Here is a 24534-nt window from a genome sequence, read left to right on the forward strand (position 1 = left end):
AACCCATGCGCATCTCCTGGAATTGGCTCAAGCGATACATCGATACCGGCCTGTCCCCGCAGCAAGCGGCCGCAGTGCTCACCAGCACCGGCCTTGAAGTGGAGGGGGTCATTGCGCATGAGCCGGTGAAAGGCATGCTGGCCGGCGTGGTGGTGGGTGAAGTGCTCGAGTGCGCCAAGCATCCCGATGCCGATCGGCTCAGCCTCACCGTGGTTGATGTCGGCCAGGGCGAACCATTGCGGATCGTATGCGGCGCGCCGAATGTCGCCGCCGGGCAGAAGGTGCTCGTGGCCACCGTGGGCTGCACCTTGAACCTGACCGATGGCACGTCCATCGTCATCAAGAAGAGCAAGATCCGCGGGCAGGAGAGCAACGGCATGATCTGCGCTGAGGATGAATTGGGCATCGGCAAGAGCCACAAGGGCATCCTCATCCTTGATCCTTCAGCAGTGCCCGGCACGCCCGCTGCGGCGCAGCTTGGCTTAGTCAGCGATCACGTGCTCGAGATCGGCCTCACCCCCAACCGCACCGACGCCATGGGCCATGCGGGCGTGGCGCGCGACCTCATCGCGGCGATCAACTACCGCGAAGGGCAGGCCCTGGAATTGAAGCTGCCCGATGTCTCGGCCTATGCGCAGGACGATGAGGCCCGCACGGTGAAGGTGGAAGTGAAGGATGCGCTGGCCTGTCCACGCTATTGCGGCGTCACGCTCACGCAGGTGAAGGTGGCGCCCTCGCCCAAGTGGCTGCAGGACCGCCTGCTGGCCATCGGCCTGAAGCCGATCAACAACGTGGTGGATGTGACGAACTACGTTCAGCACGAGCTCGGCCAGCCCCTGCACGCCTTCGATGCCGATCGGCTCGAGGGCGGACGGATCATCGTTCGCAAGGCCTCAGCAGATGAGCCTTTCGTAACACTGGACAACCTTGAGCGCAAGCTTCACGCCGATGACCTGGTGATCGCCGACGCGAGCAGGCCGGCCTGCATTGCGGGCGTATTCGGCGGAGCGATGAGCGGCGTGAGCGAGGCCACCACCGCGGTGTTCTTGGAATGCGCCTGCTTCGACCCCGCCCATGTGCGGCGCACGGCACGACGGCATGGATTGAACACCGATGCCTCCTTCCGCTTCGAGCGCGGCGTCGATCCTGAGATCACCGTGTACGCGTTGAAGCGGGCGGCAATGCTCATTCAGGAAGTGAGCGGCGCGCGCATCTCGTCGGGCATCACGGACATGGATCATGGCCGTCGCAGCCGCGCCGAGGTGAAGATGCGCTTCGCTGAGGTGGAGCGCCTCACGGGCATCTCCATCGCCGCCGATGCGATCGTGCGCGTGCTTGAGCTGCTCGATTTCCGCGTGCTTGACCGCAACGCGCATTCGCTGACGGTGCAGGTGCCCGCCTATCGTGTGGATGTATCGCGCCCAGCCGATGTGATCGAGGAGATCCTGCGCATCCATGGATTCGATCGGGTGCCGGTGCCCGCGCGCCTGATGGCTCCGCCGGTGCTGCACGGGGCGCTCACGCTCGAATCGCTTCGCCGGGAGATGGGTGCGCACCTGGCCGCGCGCGGCTTCCGAGAGATCATGACGCCTTCGTTGGTGAGCACAGAGCGGAGCGTCAACAGTGGCGTCGCTGGAACCGCTGGGCTCATCCGGCTCAGCAATCCGCTCAGTTCAGAGCTCGATGCGTTGCGGCCTGCGCTTCTCTTCGGCGCCCTGCAGGCGATCGCCCACAACGCGAACCGCCAGCAACGCGACCTGCGCTTCTTCGAACGGGGACGCGTGTACGCCGCCTCTGCCAACGGTTCGCGCGAAACGGAAGCACTGTCGCTGGCCCTCACCGGCAAGCGTTGGCGCGAGAACTGGCGCAGCACCGACCGTCTCGCCGATCGCACGGACGCTCAGGAAGAGATCGAGGCGATCCTGGCTCGGCTCGGCCTTCTCATGCAAGCGCACTGGGTGGATTGCGAGCATGCATTGCTCGATGCGGCGGCTGAGCTGCACGTTCATGAGCGAAGGATAGGAGTATTGGGCGCCGTGAAGCAGAAAGAGCTCAAGGCCTCCGATGTGGGGCAGCCGGTGCTCTATGCGGAACTGCATGAGGAGGCGCTGCTCGATGCCTGCCGTGCCAACGCCGTCGCTTATGCCGAGGTGCCGCGCTTCCCGAGCGTGCGCCGTGACCTGAGCCTGTTGCTCCCCGACGCCACGCGCTTCGATGAGCTCAAGCGAGTGGCCATGGGCGCCGAGTGCAAGCTGCTGCGCGACGTGAGCCTCTTCGATGTGTACCAAGGCGACAAGCTGCCCGCCGGCAAGAAGAGCTATGCGCTCAGCTTCATCCTGCAGGACGCGGAGAAGACGCTGACCGATGAGCAAGTGGAGAAGGCCATGGGCAGGATTCGCGCCGCGCTGGAGAAGGAGGCGGCGGCAGAGATGCGAGGTTGGGGAACCGTTCCCCGATAAGAGGTGCTGGTTCGCGGTTGTTGTCGAGAGCAGGCCAGAATGCAATCCTACTGAAGCGTTAATGCGCATCGCCGTCAACACCCGACTGTTGCTCGCGGAAAAGCTCGAAGGCATCGGGTGGTTCACGCATGAGACCATGAGGCGCATCGTGCTGGCGCATCCGGAGCACGAGTTCCTCTTCCTCTTCGATCGGGCCTTCGACAAGCGGTTCGTGTACGCCCCGAACGTGACGCCGGTGGTGATGCGCCCGCCCACGCGGCATCCGCTGCTCTACCGGCTCTGGTTCGATCTGCTCCTGCCGCGCAAGCTGAAGGCCCTCGGCGCCGACGCCTTCATCAGCCCCGATGGCTTCCTCGCGCTGCGCAGCAATGTGCCCGCGCTTGCCGTCATCCACGACCTCAACTTCGAGCATTATCCCGAGGACCTGCCCAAGCGCTATAGCCTGTATTACCGCTCCTACTTCCCGCGCTTCGCGCGCCACGCCTCGCGGATCGCAACGGTGAGCGAGTTCAGCCGCCGCGACATCGCAGCTCGCTACGAGGTGGACGAGGGCCGGATCGACGTGGTGTACAACGGCGTGGGCGAAGTGTTCAGCCCGCTGAGCGATGAGCAGAAGCCAGCTGCGCGCGGTCGCTTCGCCGAGGGCCATCCGTACTTCATCTGCGTGGGGTCCTTGCATCCGCGCAAGAACATCGCGCGCCTGCTGCTCGCCTTCGATCGCTTCGTGACCGAGCACCCCTGCGATGCCCGCTTACTCATCGTGGGCGAGCGGTTCTGGTGGGATGATCGCATGCAATACGCGTTCACCAGCATGAAGCACGGCGACCGCGTGCGGTTCACAGGCCGCTTGGATCAGGAAGCGCTGCACCAGGCGCTGGGCGGTGCGCAGGCCCTGGCCTTCGTAAGCTATTTCGAGGGCTTCGGCATCCCGGTGGCCGAGGCCATGCGCTGTGGTGTGCCCGTGGTGGCCGCGGAGGCGACCTGCCTGCCCGAGATCGCTGGAGATGCCGCGCATTACTGCGATCCCTTCAGCGTGGCCGACATCAGCCGCGCCCTTTTCGATGTTTGGAGCGATCCAGTGCGCTGCGACCAGCTCCGTGCGGCGGGGGTGAAACGCGCGCAGCGCTACTCTTGGGACAAGGCCGCGGCCGCCCTGTGGACGAGCTTCGAGCGGATGTGCAGGGATGCTGGGCTCGATCCGAACGGCAAGCGTTGATCCGATGGCGCTGGCTGCATACCTCGAGCAAGGCCGCGTTGAAGCCGGCTGCGATGAGGCCGGTCGCGGTTGCCTCGCCGGCCCCGTGGTGGCGGCGGCCGTGATACTCCCGCCGCGCGTTCGCCTCCCGGGCCTGGACGATAGCAAGAAGCTGAGCGAGGCAGCCCGCGGGGCGCTGCGCCCCATGATCGAGGAACGCGCATTGGCTTGGGCCGTCGCGGCGGTTGGGCCGGGAGAGATCGACTCGATCAACATCCTGCGCGCTTCGTTCCTTGCCATGCACCGCGCCATCGATGCCTTGAAGCAGCGGCCTGATCATCTCCTGATCGACGGCAATCGCTTCGCTGCCTATCCCGGAATCGCCCATAGCTGCCTGGTCAGAGGAGATGGGCGCTTCCGCAGCATCGCAGCAGCGAGCGTGCTGGCCAAAACGCACCGTGATGCGCTCATGCGTGAGCTGCACCATGAGGATCCGCGATACGGCTGGGCCATCAATAAGGGCTATCCGACCCCCGATCATCGCGCGGCCATCGCGTTGCACGGCGCGTGCGAGCATCATCGGCGCTCATTCCGCTTGTTGAGCGACCAGCCTGTGCTCTTCTGATCGCGGCCCGCGATCCACACCATCCTGTGCGCAAGCACCTCCTGCGCCGACGGTGCCCGTGCGCGCGCGCGGGCACCTTTGTGCGTTTCCATGCGCCGCCTCCTGATCGCCATCCTGCTGATCGCCATCGTTGGCGCAACGGCATGGGTGCTGCTGCGCTGGGAGAATCCGATGGCGCCGGCCACCGATCCATGGAGCGCCGTGCCTGCCGAAGCCGCCGTTGTCATCGAGGTGCCCGATGCGCTGGGCGCTTGGGATCGCTTCATCCACACTTCGTTGCTCTGGCCCGATTGGGAGCATGGTGCCGGTGCGCGCAGGCTCACTTTGGCCCTGGCCCACGCGACGCGCACGCTCGAAGGCGATCGAACGATGCGCTCAGTGCTGGGTTCGTCATCGCTGATCGTGGCACTGCTGCGCTCAGGCCAGGGGGTCGCCGACCCGGTATTCCTCGGCAGCGACGGCGGTCTTCCGAAGGAGAAGCTGGCCAAGCTCTTCGGCGTTGCTGCAGAGCAGGCCTTGGCCTTCTCAGAAGGCCGCATCGCTTCGTGCGTGAACGACAGCGCATGGGGCGGGATCTCAGCGTGCGTGCGCGACGGCGTTTGGATGCTCTCGCCTTCCGCTGCTGCGCTCGACGAATGCGTGCTTCAACTTGATCGCGGCACGCCGCTCAGCACCGATGCGGGCTTCGCCAAGGCGCGCGCTACACTGGGCCAAGCCACGGTTGCGCGCGTCCTTGTGAGCACCGTGAGGCTGGGCAGCATGCTCAGCCGCATCTGGGAGCCGGAGCGGATCGAGCGTTTGGGGCTTCCGCGCGGTTGGCTCGCGCTCGACCTGGTGGCGAAGCCCGATGCGATCCTGCTGAATGGCCTGCTGGTGCCTGAGGGTGAAGATGATCTCCTGTCAGGCATCCGCGCCCAAGGTGCAGGAGCCTGGGGGATCGGAAGGGTGCTCCCTGCCGATGCGGTGCAATGCGAGGTGCGGTACATGGGCGATCCCGAAGCTGCGATGTCAGCGCGTGAAGCATTGGATGAACGTGCCCGTTCCACGGAGATAGCAGCCGCCTGGATGCGCGGCAGCCTTGGTTCGGCGCGTGGAATGGGCGATGGGCGCCGCTGGTTCATCGCCGAGGCTGCCGACCCGGATCGCGCCTTGGAAGAACTCCTGGCGATTTGCGCGAATGCCCCATGCGACACGCTGAACCATCGCGGCACGCGCATCACGCGCATGCCCGCAGCGCAGCCCTTCGAGTTGCTCCTGGGCCGCGCCGCCGAGCTTCCGCAGCAGCCGTGGTGGGCCATGCTGGGCCGCCATGCGGTGATGAGCGACGACGCTGATGCGGTGCGCTCCGCGATCGATGCCTGGAATGATGGCGGCAGCTTGGCGGAGCAGCCGCGCGCAAGGGATTGGTTCAAGCGCATGAGCGACGAAGCGGCCTTCACCTGGTGGAGCGATCCGGGTCAAGGTGGTGAGCTGCTCGGGCGGGGATTGAGCGCCGCGTGCGAACCGGGCTTCACGGAATGGCTGCCGCTTCTGCAACGCTTCAGCGCGCTCTCCGTGCAGGTATCGCCTGCGAGCGGCGGCATGATGCACGTGGCCATCGGCGCGCAAGGCGCTCCGCGCGAAGGGGCCTCGAACGCGATTGCGACCGGTGGCAAGGTGCTCTGGCAATGCCCGGTGGGCGCGCCGGTGACGCGCCGTCCTGATCTGGTGCGCAACCACGCCAACAACACGCTCGAGGCGCTGGTGCAGGACAGCCTGCATCGCATCCACTTGATCAGCGCTGCGGGCAAGCTGCTCTGGTCGAGGCAGCTCGATGGCCCGATCCTCGGTGCCGTGCATCAGGTCGATCGGTTCAAGAATGGCAAGCTGCAATTGCTGCTGGGCACGGCGCGCACCGTCCATCTGATCGACCGCAATGGCAAGGATGTGGGACTGCCGTTCAAGCTTCCGGTTGAATCCGCATCGCCGCTGGCGGTCCTCGATTATGAGGGCACGCGCGAGTACCGGGTCATCGTCCCCTTGAGCGATGGCCGCTTGCTGAACGTTGATCTTGATTGGACTGCCGTGCAGGGATGGATCGCACCGAGACTCGAGGCCGCGCCGGCAGATGCTGTGCGGCACCTGCGGATCGCAGGCAAGGACCATTTGATGGCCGTGGATGCGGAGGGAAGGGTGAAGCTCTTCGATCGCAAGGGGAATGCGCGTGGATCAGTGAAGCTGTCGCTTCCCCGCGTGAAGGAGGTGCTGGCTGTTGAGGCCGGGCAGCAAGTGAAGGACACACGCGTGACGTGGATGGACCAGGATCTGGCGGTGCGCGTGAATCGATTGGACGGCGAATCGGAGGACGCGGCATTCTCTGAAGTCGGCGACTTTGATGGCGATGGTGTGCCGGAGGTGATCGTCATGGAATCAGATGCGAGCCGGGCCCGTTCAGGATCCGCCATCGCTGCCGATGGCCAACTGGCCTTCGGCGAAATCGAGGAGGCCACCGGCCGGGCTTGGCGGTATGCGCCCATGGGTGCTGAACCACCGGTAACGGGCGCGGTCCGGTGGGCGCTTGGCGACCTGAATCTCGACGGCGGGCTGGAGCTGGTCGGGGCGGATGGAGGCGCAATGATCACCGCGCACCGCGCACCTTCGCCGTGAAAGCAGGCTTCGCAACCCTAGTTTTGCCGCGGCCTCCCGGTGGCGCTTGCCGCCATGCCTCATGAAGCGAGCACTTCTCCGCACCGTTCTCCGCAGGGAAGTGGTGGGCCTGGCCCGTGTCACGGTGATCGTGCTCACGGTTTTCCTGGTGCTGCTCGAATTCGGCTACCGCAGTGATGCGGATACCCGTGCCTTGCTCGAGCAGTTGAGCTATGGCCTCGTGATCGCGGCTTCGTTCGTGACCCTGGGCAGCCTGCTGCGCACCGGGATGAAAGGCGAGCACATGCGCCGCGCGGAGATCATCTGGTTCGTGACCGCCTTGGCCCTGATCATCGGAAAGGCGGTCGCCGTGCCTTTCGTGGTCAATCTGGGGCGATGGCCCTTGCTCGTCTTCCTGCTCGTGTTCTCCTTCATCGAGCTCTCCCGCCTGGAGATCGGCCGCAACAGCACCTTGTTCAATCCCGCGCTCCTCTTCGTCACGAGCTTCATCATCCTCATCGCCCTCGGCGCCGCGCTGCTCCTGCTGCCCAATTCCACCACCCGGCCCATCTCGCTGGTCGATGCGGTCTTCACCAGCACCAGCGCGGTCTGCGTCACGGGCCTCAGCACCATCGATGTCGGGAAGGACCTTACCGAGATGGGTCAGTGGGTGCTGCTGCTGCTGATCCAGCTCGGCGGCCTGGGCGTGATGACGTTCACCAGCTTCTTCGCCTTCTTCTTCAAGGGCCGCAGCTCGCTTGAGGAGCAGCTGCGTGTGCGCGACCTGGCGAACACCACGCTCAGCGGCGCGCGCGGCTTCATCGTCCAGGTCATTGTCTTCTCGATCCTCGTGGAGCTCATCGGCGCCGCATTGATCTACGCCAACCTGCCGCCGGACGGATTCGCCACTGCCGGGGAGAGCCTCTTCTTCTCGCTTTTCCATTCGGTCTCCGCGTTCAACAACGCCGGGTTCTCCACCAAGAGCCTTGGCCTCTACGATCCAGCCCTGCGCTTCAACTACCCGCTCATGTGGGTCGTGGCGCTGCTCATCATCTTCGGCGGGCTCGGATTCGGCATCATCTTCAACTTCAGCCGGTACGTGCGCGCATGGATCGTCGAGCGCATCCGACGGCTGTTCACCGGTGCCCCCGTGAAGCGGCACCCGCGCGTCGTGAACCTCAGCACCCGGCTCGTGCTCCTGACCACGGCGTTCCTCATCCTGACCGGAACCGCTTCAATCCTCGTATTCGAGTGGAACCGGTCGCTGGCCGAGCATTCCTCCTGGTGGGGGCGCTTCTCCGTGGCCTTCTTCACGGGCATCACGCCGCGCACAGCAGGCTTCAACGTGGTTGACTATGGCGCGCTCACCGTGCCGGCCTTGATGATCACGATCCTGCTCATGTACATCGGCGGCTCCCCGGGATCAACGGCCGGTGGGATCAAGACCACCACCTTCGGTGTGGCCACGTTGAACATCTTCGCCACCGCCCGTGGGCGCCGTCGCATCGAATTCCTCGGTCGCGAGATCAGCAACCTGAGCACCCGCCGCGCCTTTGCCACCATCGTGCTCTCCCTCATCTTCCTCGGGCTCTCCGTGAGCGTGGTCGCTTCGCTCGAGAAGGAGCATGGGCTCATGCCCATCGCGTTCGAGTGCTTCAGCGCCTTCGGCACCGTCGGCTTGAGCATGAACCTCACCCCGCAGCTCGGTGATGCCGCGCGCCTGGCCCTGGTCGTGGTGATGTTCGTGGGCCGCGTGAGCGCGTTGACCCTGCTCGTCAGCGTGCTTCGCCAGGTGCAAGTGAGCAAGTACCGTTACCCCAAGGAGGACATCCTCATCAACTGACCACACATGAAGATCGCAGTGTTCGGCCTCGGCAATTTCGGCAAGCACCTCTCCATCAAGCTCACGGGCATGGGCCACGAGGTGATCGCCATCGACCACGACATGGACAAGGTGGAGGCGATCAAGAGTGAAGTGAGCTACGCGGTCTGCCTGGAGAGCAACGACCCGCAGGCCATGAGCACCTTGCCGCTCAACGATGTCGATGCCGCCGTGGTGGCCATTGGCGAGAATGAGGGCGCCAACATCATGACCACCGCCCTGCTGGTGAACCTGAAGCTGAAGCGCGTGATCAGCCGGGCGATCAATCCGCTTCACGAGATGGTGCTCAATTCCATGGGCGTCACCGATATCGTTCACCCGGAGGAGAAAGCGGCCGAGGGCCTCGCGCGCAAGCTGAACCTGCGCCGCCTTGTGGATCAGTTCGAATTGCCCGGCGGCTTCATCATCGCCGAGATCGTGGTGCCCGACAAATTCGTGGGCAAGCCCTTGAACCAGATCGTGGAGCTGCGCCAGCGCCAACTGGGCCTGGTCACCGTGCTGCGGAAGGAGAGCGAGAAGAGCTTCCTCGGCCGCCGCGCCATCAAGCTCGGTGCGCTGGGCGTCATGGATCCGGACTTCGTGCCCGAGAAAGGCGACATCCTCGTGCTCTTCGGCACCAAGGAAGAGGTGGTGCGGTTCACCGGGGAGAATGACTGAATGCGGGTGGAAGGTTGTCCCGGCTCATGGCCGGGATGACGGTCGGGAGTTGTCCGCCTTCGCGAGGCGTTTCGGCGTTTGAAGGTTGGGCCGGCGTACAGGCCTATGCACTGTTGAGGATCGGAAGTTGATGAAGCACGACATCCGCACGGCTGAAGACATCGACCAGCTCGTGCGGTCGTTCTACCAGCGCTCGCGGCCCGATGCGCTGATCGGCCACTTCTTCACGCACCTGGATTGGGACCTTCACATCCCGCGCATCGTTTCGTTCTGGCGCATGGTGCTGCTCGGCGACCGTGAATACCAAGGCGACCCGATGACCGCGCACGTCCAGCTTGCCCGGGAGCAGCCCCTGTCGAAGGCCCACTTCGAGCGTTGGCTCCTTCATTGGGACGCCGCAGCAGATGGACTCTTCGCAGGCCCGAAGGCCGATGAGGCCAAACAACGCGCGCGCACCATTGCGGCGGTGATGGCCCACAAGGTGGGTGCGCTGTGATTCCCGACCGGAATTCAGTACGCTGTTGACTTCGTTTCGCCTGGTGGCCTTGAAGCACGATGCATATTCCCCGGATAACTTGGGTCACCTTCCTGCGTTGGTGGCATGAATAAAAAACAAAGCCTGAACGGATGGAACGCCTGATCCCAATCGCTCTTCTGCTGATGACCGCAGCATGCGGCACTGCTGTCCAGGAAAACGGCTCAATTGTTCGAACGGATGCCCCAGCGCAGAGCGTCGGCGTTGAAGCGAGCGAACGGAACCTGGTTAAGGCCGAAGGAGTTGCTGAATCGAGCACTGGTCAAGGCCTCGTTGGGTCAATCGCCAATGCGTACAGCGGGATCGATGATTCGCTCTGGCGCGCCTTGCTCAGGGACCCAAGGGCGGGCGCGAGTGGATTGGACCCAGCGCGGAACCATCGGCTTGTGGGCGAGAGGGGAGAAGTGGTCCTGATCCCGGCGAACAGCTTGGAGCATGATGATGGGAGCCTTGCCACCGGGCCGGTCGAAGTGCGCTGGGCCTTCGCCGAGCGCCCTGTGGACTTCGTTATGATGCGGGCGCCTACCGTGAGCGGCAATGCCCTTTTGGGCAGCGGCGGCTCTTTCTTCCTGGAAGCAATGCAACAAGGAAAGCCCTTACGGATCAAGGAGGGCCTCGATTGGGTGGTGCGCATGCCTGCTGAACCGGTGGCCCTTTTCCCCGATAAGCCGATGCGCCACTTCAGCGGGCGGAGGGGAGCGGATGGGGAGGTGACTTGGACACTTGAGCCTCAAGAGCGCATCGAAATGGAGCCGGTGACCTACACGTATTTTACGATTCCGCAGAAGGACCTGCCCGGCCGATCATACTTCGCTCGCATCGATTCACTCGCGAAGCGCTATCCGGAGCGGAACAATGCCGTGACCGCGCCTTCGGCTGAATTGGCCATGGGCCGGGATAAAGCGCTCATCGCACGCATGGCGCTCGCGTTCTACGACGAGCCTCGCTACGAGGGCACCTTTGTGTGCAGCCTGCCCTTCATGGAGCGCTTGGCCTTGCTGTCGAAGGGCGTCTTCTCTCACACGCGTTCCGTCGGCAACACGCATTGGGTGGAAGAGCGCGGTGCCAACGAGCATATCATCGACGCGCTGGAAGCGTATGCCGCGCACGCCGGCAGTGAGCTATATCGCGCCGATGCCGAGGCCAGAGCGCGCATAGATCGCGCCGACGCCATCGTAGGCACCACGCCGGGCCGATCCGGATTGCACATCCAGGAGCTCAGGCAAGCGCACGCGAAGTATGCCGAGCATCACTTGGGCCTGCCGGTGGTGATCGACGACCGTGGCATTGACCTTGACCGGAGCGATGCCTTTGATCTCCTGGTCGCGCGCGGCCTCCCGATGCGCGAAGCGGACGAATTGCTGGCCGATCACGCCAGCCGGAAGACCTTGGCCGGTGGAGTGCGCCGCAACGGTCCGATTGAGGATGCTGACCTAGGCACCGAAAGGCTGAAGGACGGGCGCATGGCCGTGGTGCGCAAGCGCGCGGTGAACACGGTTCGCTTCAGCAATTTCGGCTACATCAATTGCGATCGTTTCCTGCGCGAAGAGGTGAGCACCCCGGTCGAGGTCCTTGTTCTGCTCGGCGGCGATGAGCTGAAGGACGAGGATGTGCATCTGCTCCTGCCGAGCGTCAATGGCTGCATCCGCCTGCAGCGTGATGCAGGCGCTCGGGTTTATCGGTTGCCGCCGCAGTTCTATGGCCTACCGATAGGACAAGTTGCGCAAGCCATGGTTGTGGGAGAGCGCGACGGCCGCACGCATTACGACCTGGTTCCTGTTTCGATCGAACGGCGCATGTCGTTGAGGCTGGAGCCGCGTCCCGGCACTCTGGACGAATTAGCGCAACGAGTCGGCGCGCTGACGGGTTCCTAGCGCTTCGGCTTCTGCAGCCGCACCTGCTGGCCTCCGCTCAGCTTCGCATCGCGCCTGAGGCCGTTGTACTTCGCCAAGCGGTCCAGCTTCACGCCGTATTGCTGGCTCACGCCCCAGAGGCTCTCGCCTTCGCGGGCGGTATGCGTCGCGGCATCCTTCGCCTTGTTCCGCTTGGGCTGCGTGAAGATGATCTGCCCTTCGCTGAGCGCGTCCTCCTTGTCCATGTCGTTCCAGCGGGCCAGCAGGCCGGCCGTCATCTCAAGCTCTTCCGCCAGCTTGCGGAAGCTGTCGCCTTGCTTGGCGCGCACGAACTTGATGCGGCCCTCGAAGACTTCCACGCTGCGGCCTTGCGTGATCGTGATCGACTCGCCTTCGCTGGCTGGTCGTCGGCCCTTGCGCTCGCGGCTGTGCTTGGGCTGCTCCTTGCCCACCGGTCTATGCGCCACGTCCACGCCCGTATCGAGCTTGTGCAGCTCATAGCGCTCGATCAGGTTGATGAGCTTCTGCGGATAGCTGGGGTCGGTTGCGTAACCGGCGGTTTTCAGTCCGCGCGCCCAGCCCTTATAGTCGGTTGGCTTCAGCTCGAACAGGCTGGAGTAGCGCGGCCGTTTCAGGAAGGTGCTGTGGTCCTCGAAGCTGTCGGCGGCGTCGCGGTACTTGCGGAAGCAATCGTTCTTCCGGTCATCGTCGTGGTAGCTCTTGCCACCGGTCCAATCCGGTGTGCATTTGATCCCGAAGTGGTTGTTCGCATCACGGGCCAATTCACTGTTGCCGTTGCCGCTCTCCAGCAGCCCTTGGGCCAGGGTGATGCTCGCTGGGATGCCATGCTGGTTCATCTTCTTCACGGCAACCGACTTCCACTGCTCGATGTACTCCTCCGCCGTGAAACGCTTGTTCGGCGGCTGGCCTTGGGCGTGCGTCATGGGAAGCCCGGCCGCGAGGATCAGGGCGAAGCGGGTTATCCACATATCAACAGCACGGGCCATGAGCGAAGGGTGTTCTTCTGGAAGCAGCGAAACTACCGGGGCTCCAGAGGCTTATTCACGATCCATCCACAGAGCCATCCACCGGCCTGTGTGGAAAGAACGTGCCGGAAACGCTGCTCCGTCTGATAGCCGGAAGAACTTCACCGACCGGGCGAACCAAGCGCCCCGACGTGTGTTAACGCTGCATCATGGACCGTGACGCCAGCTCCCCGAAGCCCGAAGATGACCGTATGAGCCGCTTGGGCCTGGAGCAAGGTGATTACTATTTCTCACCGGAGGGTTTCCTGGTGTTCACCGAGCAATACCACCGCAAGCGTGGGTACTGCTGCGGCAATCGTTGCAGGCATTGCCCTTATGGCCACGAGGCGGTGAACACGGGTTCGCCTCGCCGTCGGCAGCTTTAGGGCAAAGGGGCTTTGGTTAGCTAGCCCGATCTTCGCGGCCATGCCCACCGCGACCCTCACCGAACTCCATGCCTTCCAGCAATCCATCCGAGAAGGCATCCCCGAAGTCCTGCCGCCAGCGCGCGCGCTCGACCACGGCGTGAGCCACGCGCCCAAGCGCAAGGACATCCTCACGTCCGAGGAGAAGAAGCTCGCGCTCAGAAACGCGCTGCGCTACTTCCCTTCGACCCACCACGCTGCGCTTGCGCCCGAGTTCGCGAAGGAGCTGAAGGAGCACGGCCGCATCTACATGCATCGCCTGCGACCCGAGCATGCGATGCACGCACGACCCATCGATCACTATCCTGCCAAGTGCAAGCAGGCCGCAGCCATCATGCTCATGATCCAGAACAACCTGGATCCCGCCGTGGCACAGCACCCGCACGAGCTGATCACCTATGGCGGCAACGGCGCGGTGTTCCAGAACTGGGCGCAGTACCGGCTCACCATGCGTTACCTCAGCGAAATGACCGAGGAGCAGACACTGGTGATGTACAGCGGTCATCCGCTCGGCCTCTTCCCCAGCCACGCCGATGCGCCGCGCGTGGTGGTGACCAACGGCATGGTGATCCCCAATTACAGCAAGCCCGACGATTGGGAGCGCATGAACGCGCTCGGCGTATCGCAGTACGGCCAGATGACCGCCGGCAGCTACATGTACATCGGTCCGCAGGGCATCGTGCACGGCACCACCATCACCGTGCTGAACGCCTGCCGCATGATCAAGTCGTCGCCGGGCACCAAGGGCAAGCTATTCGTCACCGCGGGCTTGGGCGGCATGAGCGGCGCGCAGCCCAAGGCCGGCAACATAGCGGGTGTGGTCACCATTTGCGCGGAGGTGAATGCCGCTGCCGCGCGCAAGCGTCACAGCCAGGGCTGGGTGGATGAGGTGATCACCGACGTGGACGCTTGCATCGATGCCGCATTGGAATGGCGGAAGAAAGGTGAAGCGCACAGCATCGCCTTCCTCGGCAACGTGGTGGACCTGTGGGAGCGGCTCGCTTCACGTAGGATTCAAGTCGATCTCGGCAGCGACCAGACCAGTTTGCATAATCCCTGGGCCGGCGGCTACTACCCCGTGGGCCTGAGCTACGAGGAGAGCAACGTCCTCATGGTGCAGGATCCGGCCACCTTTAAGCAGCGGGTTCAGGAAACCTTGCGCCGCCACGTGACCGCCGTGAACACGCTCGCCCGGCAGGGCATGTACTTCTTCGACTACGGCAACGCCTTCCTTTTGGAGAGCAAGCGCGCGGGTGCTGAGATCGGTGGCCTTCACGGAGAAGAATTCCGCTATCCCAGCTACGTGGAGGACATCATGGGACCGATGTGCTTCGACCACGGCTTCGGTCCGTTCCGTTGGGTATGCACCAGCGGCGATCCGAAGGACCTGGCCACCAGCGACCGTATCGCCGGCGATGTGCTGGAAGCGATGGGGAAGGAGTCCCCCCCTGAAATCGCGCAGCAGATCGCCGACAACCTGCACTGGATCCGCGGCGCGCAGCAGAACAAGCTCGTGGTGGGCAGCCAGGCGCGCATCCTCTACGCCGATAGCGAGGGCCGCATCCGCATCGCGCAGGCCTTCAACGAGGCGATCAAGAAGGGCGAGATCAGCGCGCCCATCGTGCTGGGCCGAGACCATCACGACGTGAGCGGCACGGACAGTCCGTACCGCGAGACCAGCAACATCCGCGACGGATCGCGCTTCACTGCGGATATGGCCGTGCAGAACTTCGTGGGCGATGCCTTCCGCGGCGCCACCTGGATCAGCCTGCACAACGGCGGCGGTGTGGGCTGGGGTGAGGTGATCAATGGCGGCTTCGGCATGGTGCTCGACGGCAGCGCCGACAGCGACCGCCGCCTGAAGAGCCATGCTGCACTGGGACGTGAACAACGGCATCGCGCGCCGCGCCTGGGCCCGCAACCCCAACGCGGTGTGGAGCATCGAGCAGGAGATGAAGCGCACCCCACTGCTGAAGGTGACCTTGCCCAGCGAGGCCGACGAGGACTTGGTCGCCAAGTCCTTGGGGTGAGCAGGATCGGTTTATTTCGACCTTCGCCCAACCTCGAGGTACGCTCCTCCGTGTAGGGGGAATGGAAGCAACCAAACCCAGCAACCATGAAGTCGACTCTCCGCAATCTGGTACTCGCCCTTTCCGGCACCATGGCCCTCTCCGCCATGGCCCAGCAGCCCTACAACGTGACCGTCACGGGTACGGTAGCAGGCTGCACGGCCAATAGCTATGTGAACATCGTCACGCTCGGAGGTACCCAGCCGAGCATCGACATTGATGTGCCGGTGCTCCCCCCGAGCTGCACGTTCAGCGTGACGCTGAACATGGCCTCGCAAGGCGGCGGGTTCACCATCAGCACGGCCTGCCTCGGCGCCATTCAATCACAAGTGGTGCAGTACCAAGTGCCGCCGATCTATGACAGCACGGCGGTCTCCGTGACCTTCAACTGCGGCAATACCATGACCGATTGCCTCGGCGTCCCCGGAGGCAACGCGATGCCGGGCACGGCGTGCACCACCTTCCTCGGCCTGCCTGGTACTTGGAGCGCTGACTGCGTGTGCGTGGCGAATGGCGGCAACCTCGATTGCGAAGGCGTGCCCAACGGACCCGCTCAGCCAGGAACGCCATGCAGCACGCCGAATGGAGCGACGGGCCTTTGGACCGCCAACTGCGTCTGCGACACCGACACCATGGGAGGTGCCTATGATTGCCTTGGGCAATTGAATGGCCCGAACCTTCCTGGGACGCCTTGCTGGGTGCTCGGCACCAACTTCATCGGTCTATGGGATGCGAATTGTGCGTGCGTGGATAGCACCAATACCGGTGGCGGATGCATCGCCTCCTTCTGGGCCATGCAGGCCATGGAGTTCGATAGCTTGAACAATCCGAATGGTGGCGGCAGCCCGATTCCCTATGAAGTCTGGGTCTGGAACCTGAGCAGCGGCACCGGCGGCATCACCTACAGCTGGGACTTCGGCGATGGCAGCACCAGCACGCTCGCGTACCCCACGCACACCTACGCCGGTAATGGCCCCTATCTGCTCTGCCTCACCATCAGCGATGGCACGGGCTGCACCGATCAGTTCTGCGACAGCATCTCCATGGATGGTGACGGCATCCTCGTCGGCATGGTGCTGGAGACCGGCGCCGATGGAAGCGCCGCCCGCCAGGATGGCTTCACGATCAATGTGCAGAATCCGCTCGTCATGGGTGTGAGCGATGCCGCCATGCTGAGTCAAGCGGCGATCTGGCCCAACCCGTCCTCTGGCGAGCTCAACCTAGCGCTGATCTCGCTTGCCGATGGCTTGATCGACATCAGCATCCTTGACGTGAGCGGGCGACTGGTTCTTCGTGAGAGCCGCGCCATAGCCACCGGCCGCAACCAGCATAGCCTCGATGCCCGAGCCCTTCCTGCCGGCGTGTACACCTTGCGCGCTGCGGACCGGAGCGGGAAGGCCATCAGCCTGCGCTTCGTGAAGGCGGACTAGGCACAAGCATCCGTTCTGAAGGCCCTGTCAGCAACCTGCTGGCAGGGCCTTCGCGCTTTCTTGAAGCAAGGCAGAGTATTTTTCGAGTCTGCCCAACCATGCGCTGTCCCAATCCGTGTATGGGAATGAAACCCAATCGACCCGTGAACATGAGAACCGCATTCCGCACGCTGACCTTCTTACTGGGTACCTCGGCCATGGCCCTGGTGGCCCATGCCCAACCCCTCTACACCTTGATCGTCGAAGGCACCATTGCCGGCTGCACGAACCTGCAGCAGGTCAATATCGCCTCTACGCCCGGGAGCATCCCGTCGTACAACTACACGCTGGAAGTGGCCCCGAATGCCTGCTTCTATGATACCATCCTGCATTTCAACAGCCCGGCGGCCGGCGTGGTGGTGACCACCATGTGCGGTGGCTTGGCGCTCACGGCCACCGATACCGTCACGTTCAACGGTGTGATCGATACGGCTACCGTGGTGCTCAATTTCAATTGCGGGGGTCTGCCGATGGATTGTCTCGGAGTTCCTGGTGGCTCTGCGCTACCCGGTACGGCCTGCACCACTTTCCTCGGTGTGCCCGGCACCTGGGACAACAACTGCGATTGTGTGGCCAATGCGCAGAACTGCCAGGCTTGTTTCACCATCACCTCAGCTGCGCCTTGGTCCGCTGATTTCACCAACTGCTCAACCGGCAACGCTCCTTTCACATACGAGTGGTGGCTCCCCGATGGAAGCAGCGCCACGACCGCAGATGCGGCATGGACCTTCAATAGCGAGGGGGTCTATGGCGTCTGCCTCACCATCGCCGATGCGAATGGATGCTCGAGCTGGGTCTGCGATTCGATCCTCGTGGATGCCAATGGCGGCATCAGCACCGGCCCGATCGTGTGGGACTGCCTGGGCGTGGCAAACGGCCCTGCAACGCCCGGTACGGCATGCACCCTTCAGGGCAGCCTTCCTGGCATCTGGAGCGCGAACTGCTGGTGCCTGCTCGATACTGCCATGTCCGATTGCGAAGGCGTCCAAGGCGGGCCTGCCTTGCCCGGCACGCCCTGCGAAACTGAGTGGAATGGACAGGTACTGCCCGGCCTCTGGACCAACCAGTGCTGGTGCGACACGCTTGCGGTTGGCGTGGATTGCCTGGGCATCGTGAATGGTCCGAACGTGCCCGGCGCGCCTTGCCAGAATCCCGCAACCGGCGTGAATGGCTACTGGGACGCCAATTGCATCTGCGTGCCCGATACCAATACCACCGGTTGCCAGGCCGGCTTCTGGGTCTTCCAGGCCTACGAGATCGACAGCTTGAATCCGAATGGCGGCGCCACCCCGATCCCGTATGAGCTCTGGATCTGGAACCTGAGCACAGGCCTGAGCCCCTTCCAGTTCGAGTGGGATTTCGGTGATGGCGCCAGCAGCTTCGATCCCTACCCCACGCACACCTACGGGGCAAGCGGTCCTTACAACCTCTGCCTCACCATCAGCGATGCCAGCGGCTGCACCAGCATCTACTGTGATAGCATCAGCATCGACGGCGACGGACTCTATTGGGGCCTGGCACCGCAGGATGGCGAGGTGCGCAACGGATTCACCATCAATGTGCTCAACCAGCTGCCCACTGCGGTGGAAGAGCGCTCCTTCAATGAGCCGCGCCTCTGGCCGAATCCGGTGACGGATGCACTGAGCATCAGCTTCCGCAGCACGGTGAGCGGCAACGTGCCCCTGAGCATCATCGACCTCAACGGCCGTGTGCTGCTGCAGGACAACCTGGCTTACGCCCGCGGCGCCAACCGCATCGACCTGTCCGCTGCGCAACTCGCGCCCGGACTGTACGTGCTCCGCATCGGCAACGATGCCAACGCCATGAACATCCGCTTCGTGAAGAACTGAAGCGCCTCGTGAATGCTGAAGGGCGTCCGCCGATCGGCGGACGCCCTTTGGCGCAACAAAAGGATGGTTGACGCCGCGCTCATAGCACGCTGCATCAAGCAGGAGCCCAAGGCGCAGTACGCGCTCTATCGGGCGCTGTACGCGCCGATGATGGCCATCTGCAGCCGCTACGAGCGCAACCGCGACGACGCCCTCGACCGCATGAACCAGGGCTTCCTCAAGATCCTCAGCAACCTCGACAAGCGCCGGCCCGAAGTCCCCTTCGAGCTCTGGACCCGCCGCATCATGATCAACACCGTGATCGATAGCCACCGCCAGGGGAAGCAGCGCCGCGACATGGAATCGCTGGATGCGCCCTTGGATGAGGGCACGCTCTCCGAAGTGAACGATTACCTGAAGCAGATGGATGCTGATGCATTCGCGGACCTCCTTAAGCGTGTGCCGGAGATGAGCCGCCGAGTCTTCAACCTCTTCGCCATCGATGGCTTCGCGCACAATGAGATCGCGCAGATGCTCGGGATCAGCGAAGGCACGAGCAAGTGGCATGTGAGCCACGCCCGTCAAGTCCTCCAACACGCCATTGCACGCCTCGCGGCGCCCGCATTGGCCAAGACCGTTTCACGATGAACTTCCACGAGCAATTCGACGAGCTCGCCCGGCAGAAGCTGGAGCAGCGCGCTTTCCCTTTCGAGGAGAGTGCATGGCTCAAGGCGCAAGAGGCGATGGCCACAGGCAAACGTCGTCGTCCCAAGGCGTTCTGGTACTTCGCTGGCATTACTGCGATCGGACTGGCCGTGTGGGGTTTGTGGCCAAAGTCGATCGAACAGGAGGCGGGGATCGTGCAGGCCGGATCTCACGTGCCGGTGAACGGAGGCACCGAATCGACTGGAGCACAGGCCCTAGAAGCAGAGCGCATCCTGCCTTCAGTCCCGGCTGAAGAACAGGCCACCGCAACCATTGAATCGGAAGCGACCTGGAGCAGCGTGAGGTAGCGACTAGCGGATCGCAGGAGCAAAGGGCGGTCAAGGGATCGCAGCAACAGCATCAGATCCGTGCCGTGGCCGAAGCGCAGCCTGCGGTGCAGATCGCAGGTTTGCCGCAGGTGGTGCCTCCGGTGGTGAAGAAGGAAGCAAGTGGAACCGAGCCGATGCTCGAGGGGCCAGAAGGAGAGGGGCAACAAGCAGCCGAGTCGCTGGATGCCGTTGAGCCTGCGGTTGCCAGCGAGATTGATCTGTTGGCTCCGGAGGATCAGCAGTCCGCTGCAGCCGAAGCAAGTGAAGGCGCTTCTGCGGTCAACTCCAGCGTTGTGGTCCAACCGCCAACTGATGAACCAAAGCCCGCAGAGGACCAGCTCGCGTCCGATGTGATCGTCGGGGTGAACAGCGATCCGCGATCCGGCGCTGACCCCGAGATGATAGAGCCGAGCATTGCTGCGGCTTCATCATTGATCCGCCACCGGCGGACAGCGCATCAGCTGCAACACCCGAGCCGCCGGCCGCGCCGTTGGTCTCGCCACGCAGCCCATGGGAGATCACCGCGCTGGCCGGTCTCTTCAGCACGACCAGCCGTTACCAAGGGGCGCGCACACAGGATTGGTCCGTTGCCCCGGAGCGCACGGCGTCATTCGGTGCAGAGGCTGTGCGCATGGGCCGCAACTTCGGCTACGGCATCGGCCTTCAATATGGCACCTATGCTGATCGCTTGTCCACGCCCGAGGAGAGTCGTACGGAAGAGCTGCTTTCACGCTATTGGTTCTTTCAGGCCGTGGACACCACCGTGCTCGTCATCACCGGAACCACCACCGATTCGCTCGGCAACACGGTGCACACGGGCGTGAATGTGCCCACCACGGTTCAAGTGCTGCGTTCGGCTTACGACACCTCGTATGCCACGTCACTGATCCGCGAGGCCCGCACCCGCGTGAACCGCACGAGCTATGTCGAAGTACCCTTGTTGCTTGATGCGCATCTGGTGCAGGGCCGCTGGAGCGTCGGCGTGCGTGGCGGGCCCACCATCGGCCTGCTCACCACGCGAAGCGGTTCCTTGCCCGGTGAAGGAGATGGCGGCTACGCGGAGCTGGGCGATGCCGAAGTGCGGCAGGTGGTGTTCGGCTGGACGGCCCGTGCCTATCTGCGCTACCGCTTCAACAGCGCCTGGAGCATCGGGTTGGAGCCTTCGGCGCGCGGGCAGTTGCAGGACGGCGTGACCGGCAAGGCGGCGAGCCGTCGCACCAGTGGCCTGGGCGCCATGCTCACGTTGAGCTATCGCCTGCGCTGAGGCGCTTTGTGCGTTTCCCACGGTGGCCGTCCTGACGGCTTGTCCCGCGCTTGCGCATCTTCACCGCGCCGATGCGCCGCGCCTTCCTCACGAACCTGCTGCTGCTGCTGGCGCTGAACCTGCTGGTGAAGCCCTTCTACATCCTGGGCATCGATGCCGGGGTGCAGCGCGCGGTGGGAACGGAGCTGTACGGGATGTATGCTGCGCTGCTGAGCCTCGGCTTCCTGCTCAACATCGTGCTCGACCTGGGCATCACCAACTACAACACGCGGCACATCGCGCAGCATACGCCGCTCATGGGCAAGTACCTGGGCGGTGTGGCAGCAGCGCGCGTTGGCCTGATGCTCGCTTATGCCGTGCTCACGGCGGGAGCGGGCATCGTGCTCGGTTATCGCGGCGCACAGCTCGGCATGCTCGGCTGGCTAGTGCTCAATCAGGCGCTGGTCGCCAGCATCCTCTTCGTGCGCAGCAACATCCAAGGGGCGCAGCGCTTCCGGCAGGACAGCCTGCTGAGCGTGCTCGACCGCGTGCTTTTGATCGCGATCGTGGGCGCGCTGCTTTGGGGCAGGGGAGAGGGCGCGTTCTTCCGCATCGAGTGGTTCGTGTGGGCGCAGACGGCGGCCTATGCGATCACGCTTGCTGTCTCGCTGGTGCTGGTGCGCCGCCTCAGCGGACCGGTGAGCCTGCGGTGGAAGCCCGCCTTCACTTGGGTGGTGCTCAAGCGGAGCTTCCCCTTCGCGCTGCTGATCCTGCTCATGACCTTCTACTACCGCATCGACACCGTGATGCTCGAGCGCATGCTGCCCGATGGTCAGGTGTGGGCCGGCATCTATTACCAGGGCTTCCGCTGGTTCGAGGCGCTGAACATGCTCGGTTACCTCGTGGCCGGATTGCTCTTGCCGATGTTCAGCCGCATGCTGAAGCAGCAGGAGGATGTCTCGCCCTTGGCCGGCATGGCCTTCCGCTTGGTGATGGCCGGCAGCATCGCGGTGGCGGTCTTCGGCAGCGCGCATGCACTGGAAGTGATGGAGCTGCTCTATCACGAGGACACGGAGAGCTCCGCGCGCGTGCTGCCCATGCTGCTCTGGAGCTTCGTGGCAGTGTGCACCACCTACGTCTTCGGAAGCCTGCTCACTGCGGGCGGGAACCTGCGCGCCTTGAATTGGATGGCGGCGGGCGGTGCGCTCCTCAACATCCTGCTGAACCTCATCCTGATTCCCCGCATGCAGGCCGAAGGCGCGGCATGGGCGGCACTGATCGCGCAGGGCGCCACGGCGGTTGTGCAGGTATTCCTTGCTGCGCGCATGAACAAGCTGAAAGGCACTACTGTGATCGCGCTCAGATCCTTGGTGCATGCCGGTTTGCTGATCGCCGCCATCGTATTCCTTGGGGCAATCGGTTTCGGGCTCGTTGCCTCTGCCGCGTGCTTCGTGCCGATCGCGCTGGCCACAGCTTGGACGACTGGGCTCTTAAGGCCCGAAGAACTGCGCATCGCGGTCCAGGAAGGCCGCTGAAGCCTGCCCCTTTGGGCTTCCGCTCAGTGGAAGAGTCCGTCAACCCGCATCCTGTACTTTCGCCACCCTTTCACCGTTAGGCCCCGCATGCCCGATACCCTGACCAAGCGCCGCCCACCTGCTGACCCGGCGAACGCGCGCCCCGCGGACCCGGCACCCTTCGACCTGGTGCTCTTCCTGTGGGCGCGTCGCAAGCTCATCATCGGCATCACCTTGTTCGGCCTGGTGGCTGGCGTCGCCGCCGCTTACATCATCACGCCGCTCTACCGCAGCGAGGTGATCCTCTTCCCCGCCATCACAAACAGCGTCTCGAAGGCGCTGCTCACCGAGCAGAGCACCGGCCGCGACGACATCCTGGCGCTGGGCGATGAGGAGGACAGCGAGCAGTTGCTGCAGATGCTCCACTCTGACATCGTCCGCGACCGTGTGGCCGCGCGCTTCAACCTGCTCGAGGTGTACCGCATCAAGCCGGAGAGCAAGCATCGCAATACCGAGCTGCGCGAGGCCTACAAGGACCACATCAAGTTCGAGCACACCAAGTTCAGCAGCGTGCGCGTGGAAGTGAATGACCCGGACCCGCAGCGGGCGTCGGACATCGCCAACTTCATCGCAGACCAGGTGGACAGCGTATGGAAGGACATGGCCAACGAGCGCGCCGAGAAGGGCTTGAGGATCGTGCGAGACAAGGTGGCCCAGCTCGAGCAGGACATCGTGGTCTGGCAGGACAGCATGCGCGTGCTCCGTGAGCTGGGCGTGCATGACTACCACACGCAGACCGAGCGCTACAACGAGTATCTCGGCGCTGCCATCGTGAAGGGCGACCAGCGCGCGGTGAAGGAGTTCGAGGAGCGGTTCAAGGTGCTGGCCAAGTACGGCGGCGCGTACGTCACCCTGCAGGACCGGCTCTTCAACGAGACCAAGCGCTTGAGCACCATGCGCATGAAGCTCGAACAGGCGCAGGCCGATTTCGAGAGCGACCTTCCGCACAAGTTCGTGGTGAACAAGGCTCAGCCGGCCGACAAGAAATCGTACCCCATCCGCTGGCTGGTGGTCGCCATGAGCGGCATCAGCGCCTTCCTGCTCGCCTTGCTGCTGATCGTGGTGCAGGAGAACGTCATCAAAGTGCGAGAGAGCCATGGCCGCTGAGATCGACTTCACCACCTTCCTGACCACGGTTCGCAGGCACGGACGGCTCTTCCTCGTTGTTGGCGCAGCAGCGGTGCTCATCTCAGCAGTGCTGAGCAGCCCGGGCTTCATGCCGCCGCGGTACAAGAGCTCGGCCACCGTTTACCCGGTGAACCTCAACAGCTACAGCATCGAGACGCGCACCGATCAATTGCTGCAGCTGCTCGAGAGCAACAGCATCCGCGACAGCCTGATCCGCATCTTCGACCTGCCGGCCAAATACGAGATTGACACGCTGGCGGGGGGCGGCTATTGGGCGCTGCACAACGAGTTCAATGACCGCGTCGAGATCTCGAAGACGCGCTTCGAGAGCGTGCAGATCGAGGTGGTGGACGAAGACCCCCTGGATGCCCGCGACATGGTGCTGGAGATGCTCAGGCAGGTGAACCTGCTGGCGCGCCGCCTCCAGCGCGAGAAGAGCCGCGAAGTGATGGCGATCGCGCAGCGCGCGCTCGACCATGAGCGGCACAAGCTCGATGAGGTCGAGGGCAAGCTCAATGTGCTCCGGAAGGAGAAGGGCCTCCTGAGCTATGAGGCCCAGGTGAAGGAGCTCACCAAGGGGCTCGTGCGGGCCATCGGCAGCGGCACCAGCGCCCAGCGCGATGCGCTGCAATCGCGCCTGAAGGACCTGGAGGAGAAGGGCGGCGAATTCCGGGAGCTCTCGGAGCTCAGCAACCTCTTCCGCCAGAACTACGACCGGGCGCTCACCGAGTACGAGAGGGTGGTGGATGACGTGACCAAGGAGCTCACTTACACCAACGTGGTGGTGTATCCCGAGGTGAGCGATAAGAAGGTCTACCCGGTGCGCTGGCTGATCGTGAGCACCACCACGCTCGCCGCGCTCTTCCTGTGCTTCGTGCTGCTGGTGTGGCGCGACCACCGCAATTGA

18 protein-coding genes and 1 pseudogene are annotated in these 24534 nt (G+C 63.8%); 18 read left to right on the forward strand and 1 reads right to left on the reverse strand.

The window, feature by feature from the left end; all coding sequences use genetic code 11:
• Positions 1-5: 5 nt before the first annotated feature.
• The 8 genes from IPK70_03160 to IPK70_03195 all read left to right on the forward strand — a co-directional run bounded on the left by IPK70_03160 (position 6) and on the right by IPK70_03195 (position 11852).
• Positions 6-2459 carry a phenylalanine--tRNA ligase subunit beta gene (locus IPK70_03160; protein ID MBK8226160.1) on the forward strand — a complete coding sequence of 818 codons (2454 nt, stop codon included), beginning with the start codon at positions 6-8 and terminating at the stop codon, positions 2457-2459.
• A gap of 61 nt (positions 2460-2520) precedes the next feature.
• Positions 2521-3675, forward strand: coding sequence for a glycosyltransferase family 4 protein (locus IPK70_03165; protein ID MBK8226161.1), 1155 nt, complete (start codon positions 2521-2523; stop codon positions 3673-3675).
• A 4-nt stretch (positions 3676-3679) separates the two neighbouring features.
• Positions 3680-4279, forward strand: coding sequence for a ribonuclease HII (locus IPK70_03170; protein MBK8226162.1), 600 nt, complete (start codon positions 3680-3682; stop codon positions 4277-4279).
• A gap of 90 nt (positions 4280-4369) precedes the next feature.
• Complete coding sequence (locus IPK70_03175; protein ID MBK8226163.1) at positions 4370-6925, forward strand: hypothetical protein; 2556 nt, start codon at positions 4370-4372, stop codon at positions 6923-6925.
• Positions 6926-6986: 61 nt separating this feature from the next.
• The gene (locus IPK70_03180; GenBank protein ID MBK8226164.1) at positions 6987-8747 is read left to right on the forward strand and encodes a hypothetical protein; all 1761 of its coding nucleotides are present in this window, start codon (positions 6987-6989) and stop codon (positions 8745-8747) included.
• A gap of 6 nt (positions 8748-8753) precedes the next feature.
• Positions 8754-9443, forward strand: coding sequence for a TrkA family potassium uptake protein (locus IPK70_03185; protein ID MBK8226165.1), 690 nt, complete (start codon positions 8754-8756; stop codon positions 9441-9443).
• Positions 9444-9573: 130 nt separating this feature from the next.
• Complete coding sequence (locus tag IPK70_03190; GenBank protein ID MBK8226166.1) at positions 9574-9939, forward strand: group III truncated hemoglobin; 366 nt, start codon at positions 9574-9576, stop codon at positions 9937-9939.
• A gap of 131 nt (positions 9940-10070) precedes the next feature.
• The gene (locus IPK70_03195) at positions 10071-11852 is read left to right on the forward strand and encodes a hypothetical protein (GenBank protein ID MBK8226167.1); all 1782 of its coding nucleotides are present in this window, start codon (positions 10071-10073) and stop codon (positions 11850-11852) included.
• On the opposite strand, the gene IPK70_03200 is transcribed toward IPK70_03195, so the two are convergent.
• Positions 11849-12838, reverse strand: a complete 990-nt coding sequence (locus IPK70_03200) for a glucosaminidase domain-containing protein (GenBank protein ID MBK8226168.1) — start codon at positions 12836-12838, stop codon at positions 11849-11851. The genes IPK70_03195 and IPK70_03200 overlap by 4 nt on opposite strands.
• 230 nt (positions 12839-13068) lie before the next feature.
• On the opposite strand from IPK70_03200, the gene IPK70_03205 reads away from it, so the two are divergent.
• The 10 genes and pseudogenes from IPK70_03205 (at position 13069) to IPK70_03250 (ending at position 24534) form a co-directional block, all read left to right on the forward strand.
• On the forward strand, positions 13069-13242 hold the full coding sequence (locus tag IPK70_03205) for a hypothetical protein (GenBank protein ID MBK8226169.1): 174 nt from the start codon (positions 13069-13071) through the stop codon (positions 13240-13242).
• 40 nt (positions 13243-13282) lie between these two features.
• Positions 13283-15311, forward strand: a pseudogene (locus IPK70_03210) (urocanate hydratase).
• 86 nt (positions 15312-15397) lie between these two features.
• Complete coding sequence (locus tag IPK70_03215) at positions 15398-16780, forward strand: T9SS type A sorting domain-containing protein (protein MBK8226170.1); 1383 nt, start codon at positions 15398-15400, stop codon at positions 16778-16780.
• Between the two features lie 149 nt (positions 16781-16929).
• Positions 16930-18669 (forward strand): PKD domain-containing protein, encoded by a 1740-nt coding sequence (locus IPK70_03220; protein ID MBK8226171.1) that lies wholly within the window; start codon positions 16930-16932, stop codon positions 18667-18669.
• 12 nt (positions 18670-18681) lie between these two features.
• The gene (locus IPK70_03225; protein ID MBK8226172.1) at positions 18682-19296 is read left to right on the forward strand and encodes a sigma-70 family RNA polymerase sigma factor; all 615 of its coding nucleotides are present in this window, start codon (positions 18682-18684) and stop codon (positions 19294-19296) included.
• Complete coding sequence (locus IPK70_03230; protein ID MBK8226173.1) at positions 19293-19661, forward strand: hypothetical protein; 369 nt, start codon at positions 19293-19295, stop codon at positions 19659-19661. The genes IPK70_03225 and IPK70_03230 overlap by 4 nt, the downstream gene beginning before the upstream one ends.
• 511 nt (positions 19662-20172) lie before the next feature.
• Complete coding sequence (locus IPK70_03235; protein ID MBK8226174.1) at positions 20173-20946, forward strand: outer membrane beta-barrel protein; 774 nt, start codon at positions 20173-20175, stop codon at positions 20944-20946.
• 71 nt (positions 20947-21017) lie between these two features.
• The gene (locus IPK70_03240) at positions 21018-22460 is read left to right on the forward strand and encodes an oligosaccharide flippase family protein (GenBank protein ID MBK8226175.1); all 1443 of its coding nucleotides are present in this window, start codon (positions 21018-21020) and stop codon (positions 22458-22460) included.
• Positions 22461-22547: 87 nt separating this feature from the next.
• Positions 22548-23606 (forward strand): hypothetical protein, encoded by a 1059-nt coding sequence (locus tag IPK70_03245; GenBank protein MBK8226176.1) that lies wholly within the window; start codon positions 22548-22550, stop codon positions 23604-23606.
• Positions 23596-24534, forward strand: a complete 939-nt coding sequence (locus IPK70_03250) for a hypothetical protein (GenBank protein MBK8226177.1) — start codon at positions 23596-23598, stop codon at positions 24532-24534. Before IPK70_03245 ends, IPK70_03250 begins: the two co-directional genes overlap by 11 nt.

Source organism: Flavobacteriales bacterium, assembly GCA_016712535.1.
Taxonomy (GTDB): Bacteria; Bacteroidota; Bacteroidia; order Flavobacteriales_F; family PHOS-HE28; genus PHOS-HE28.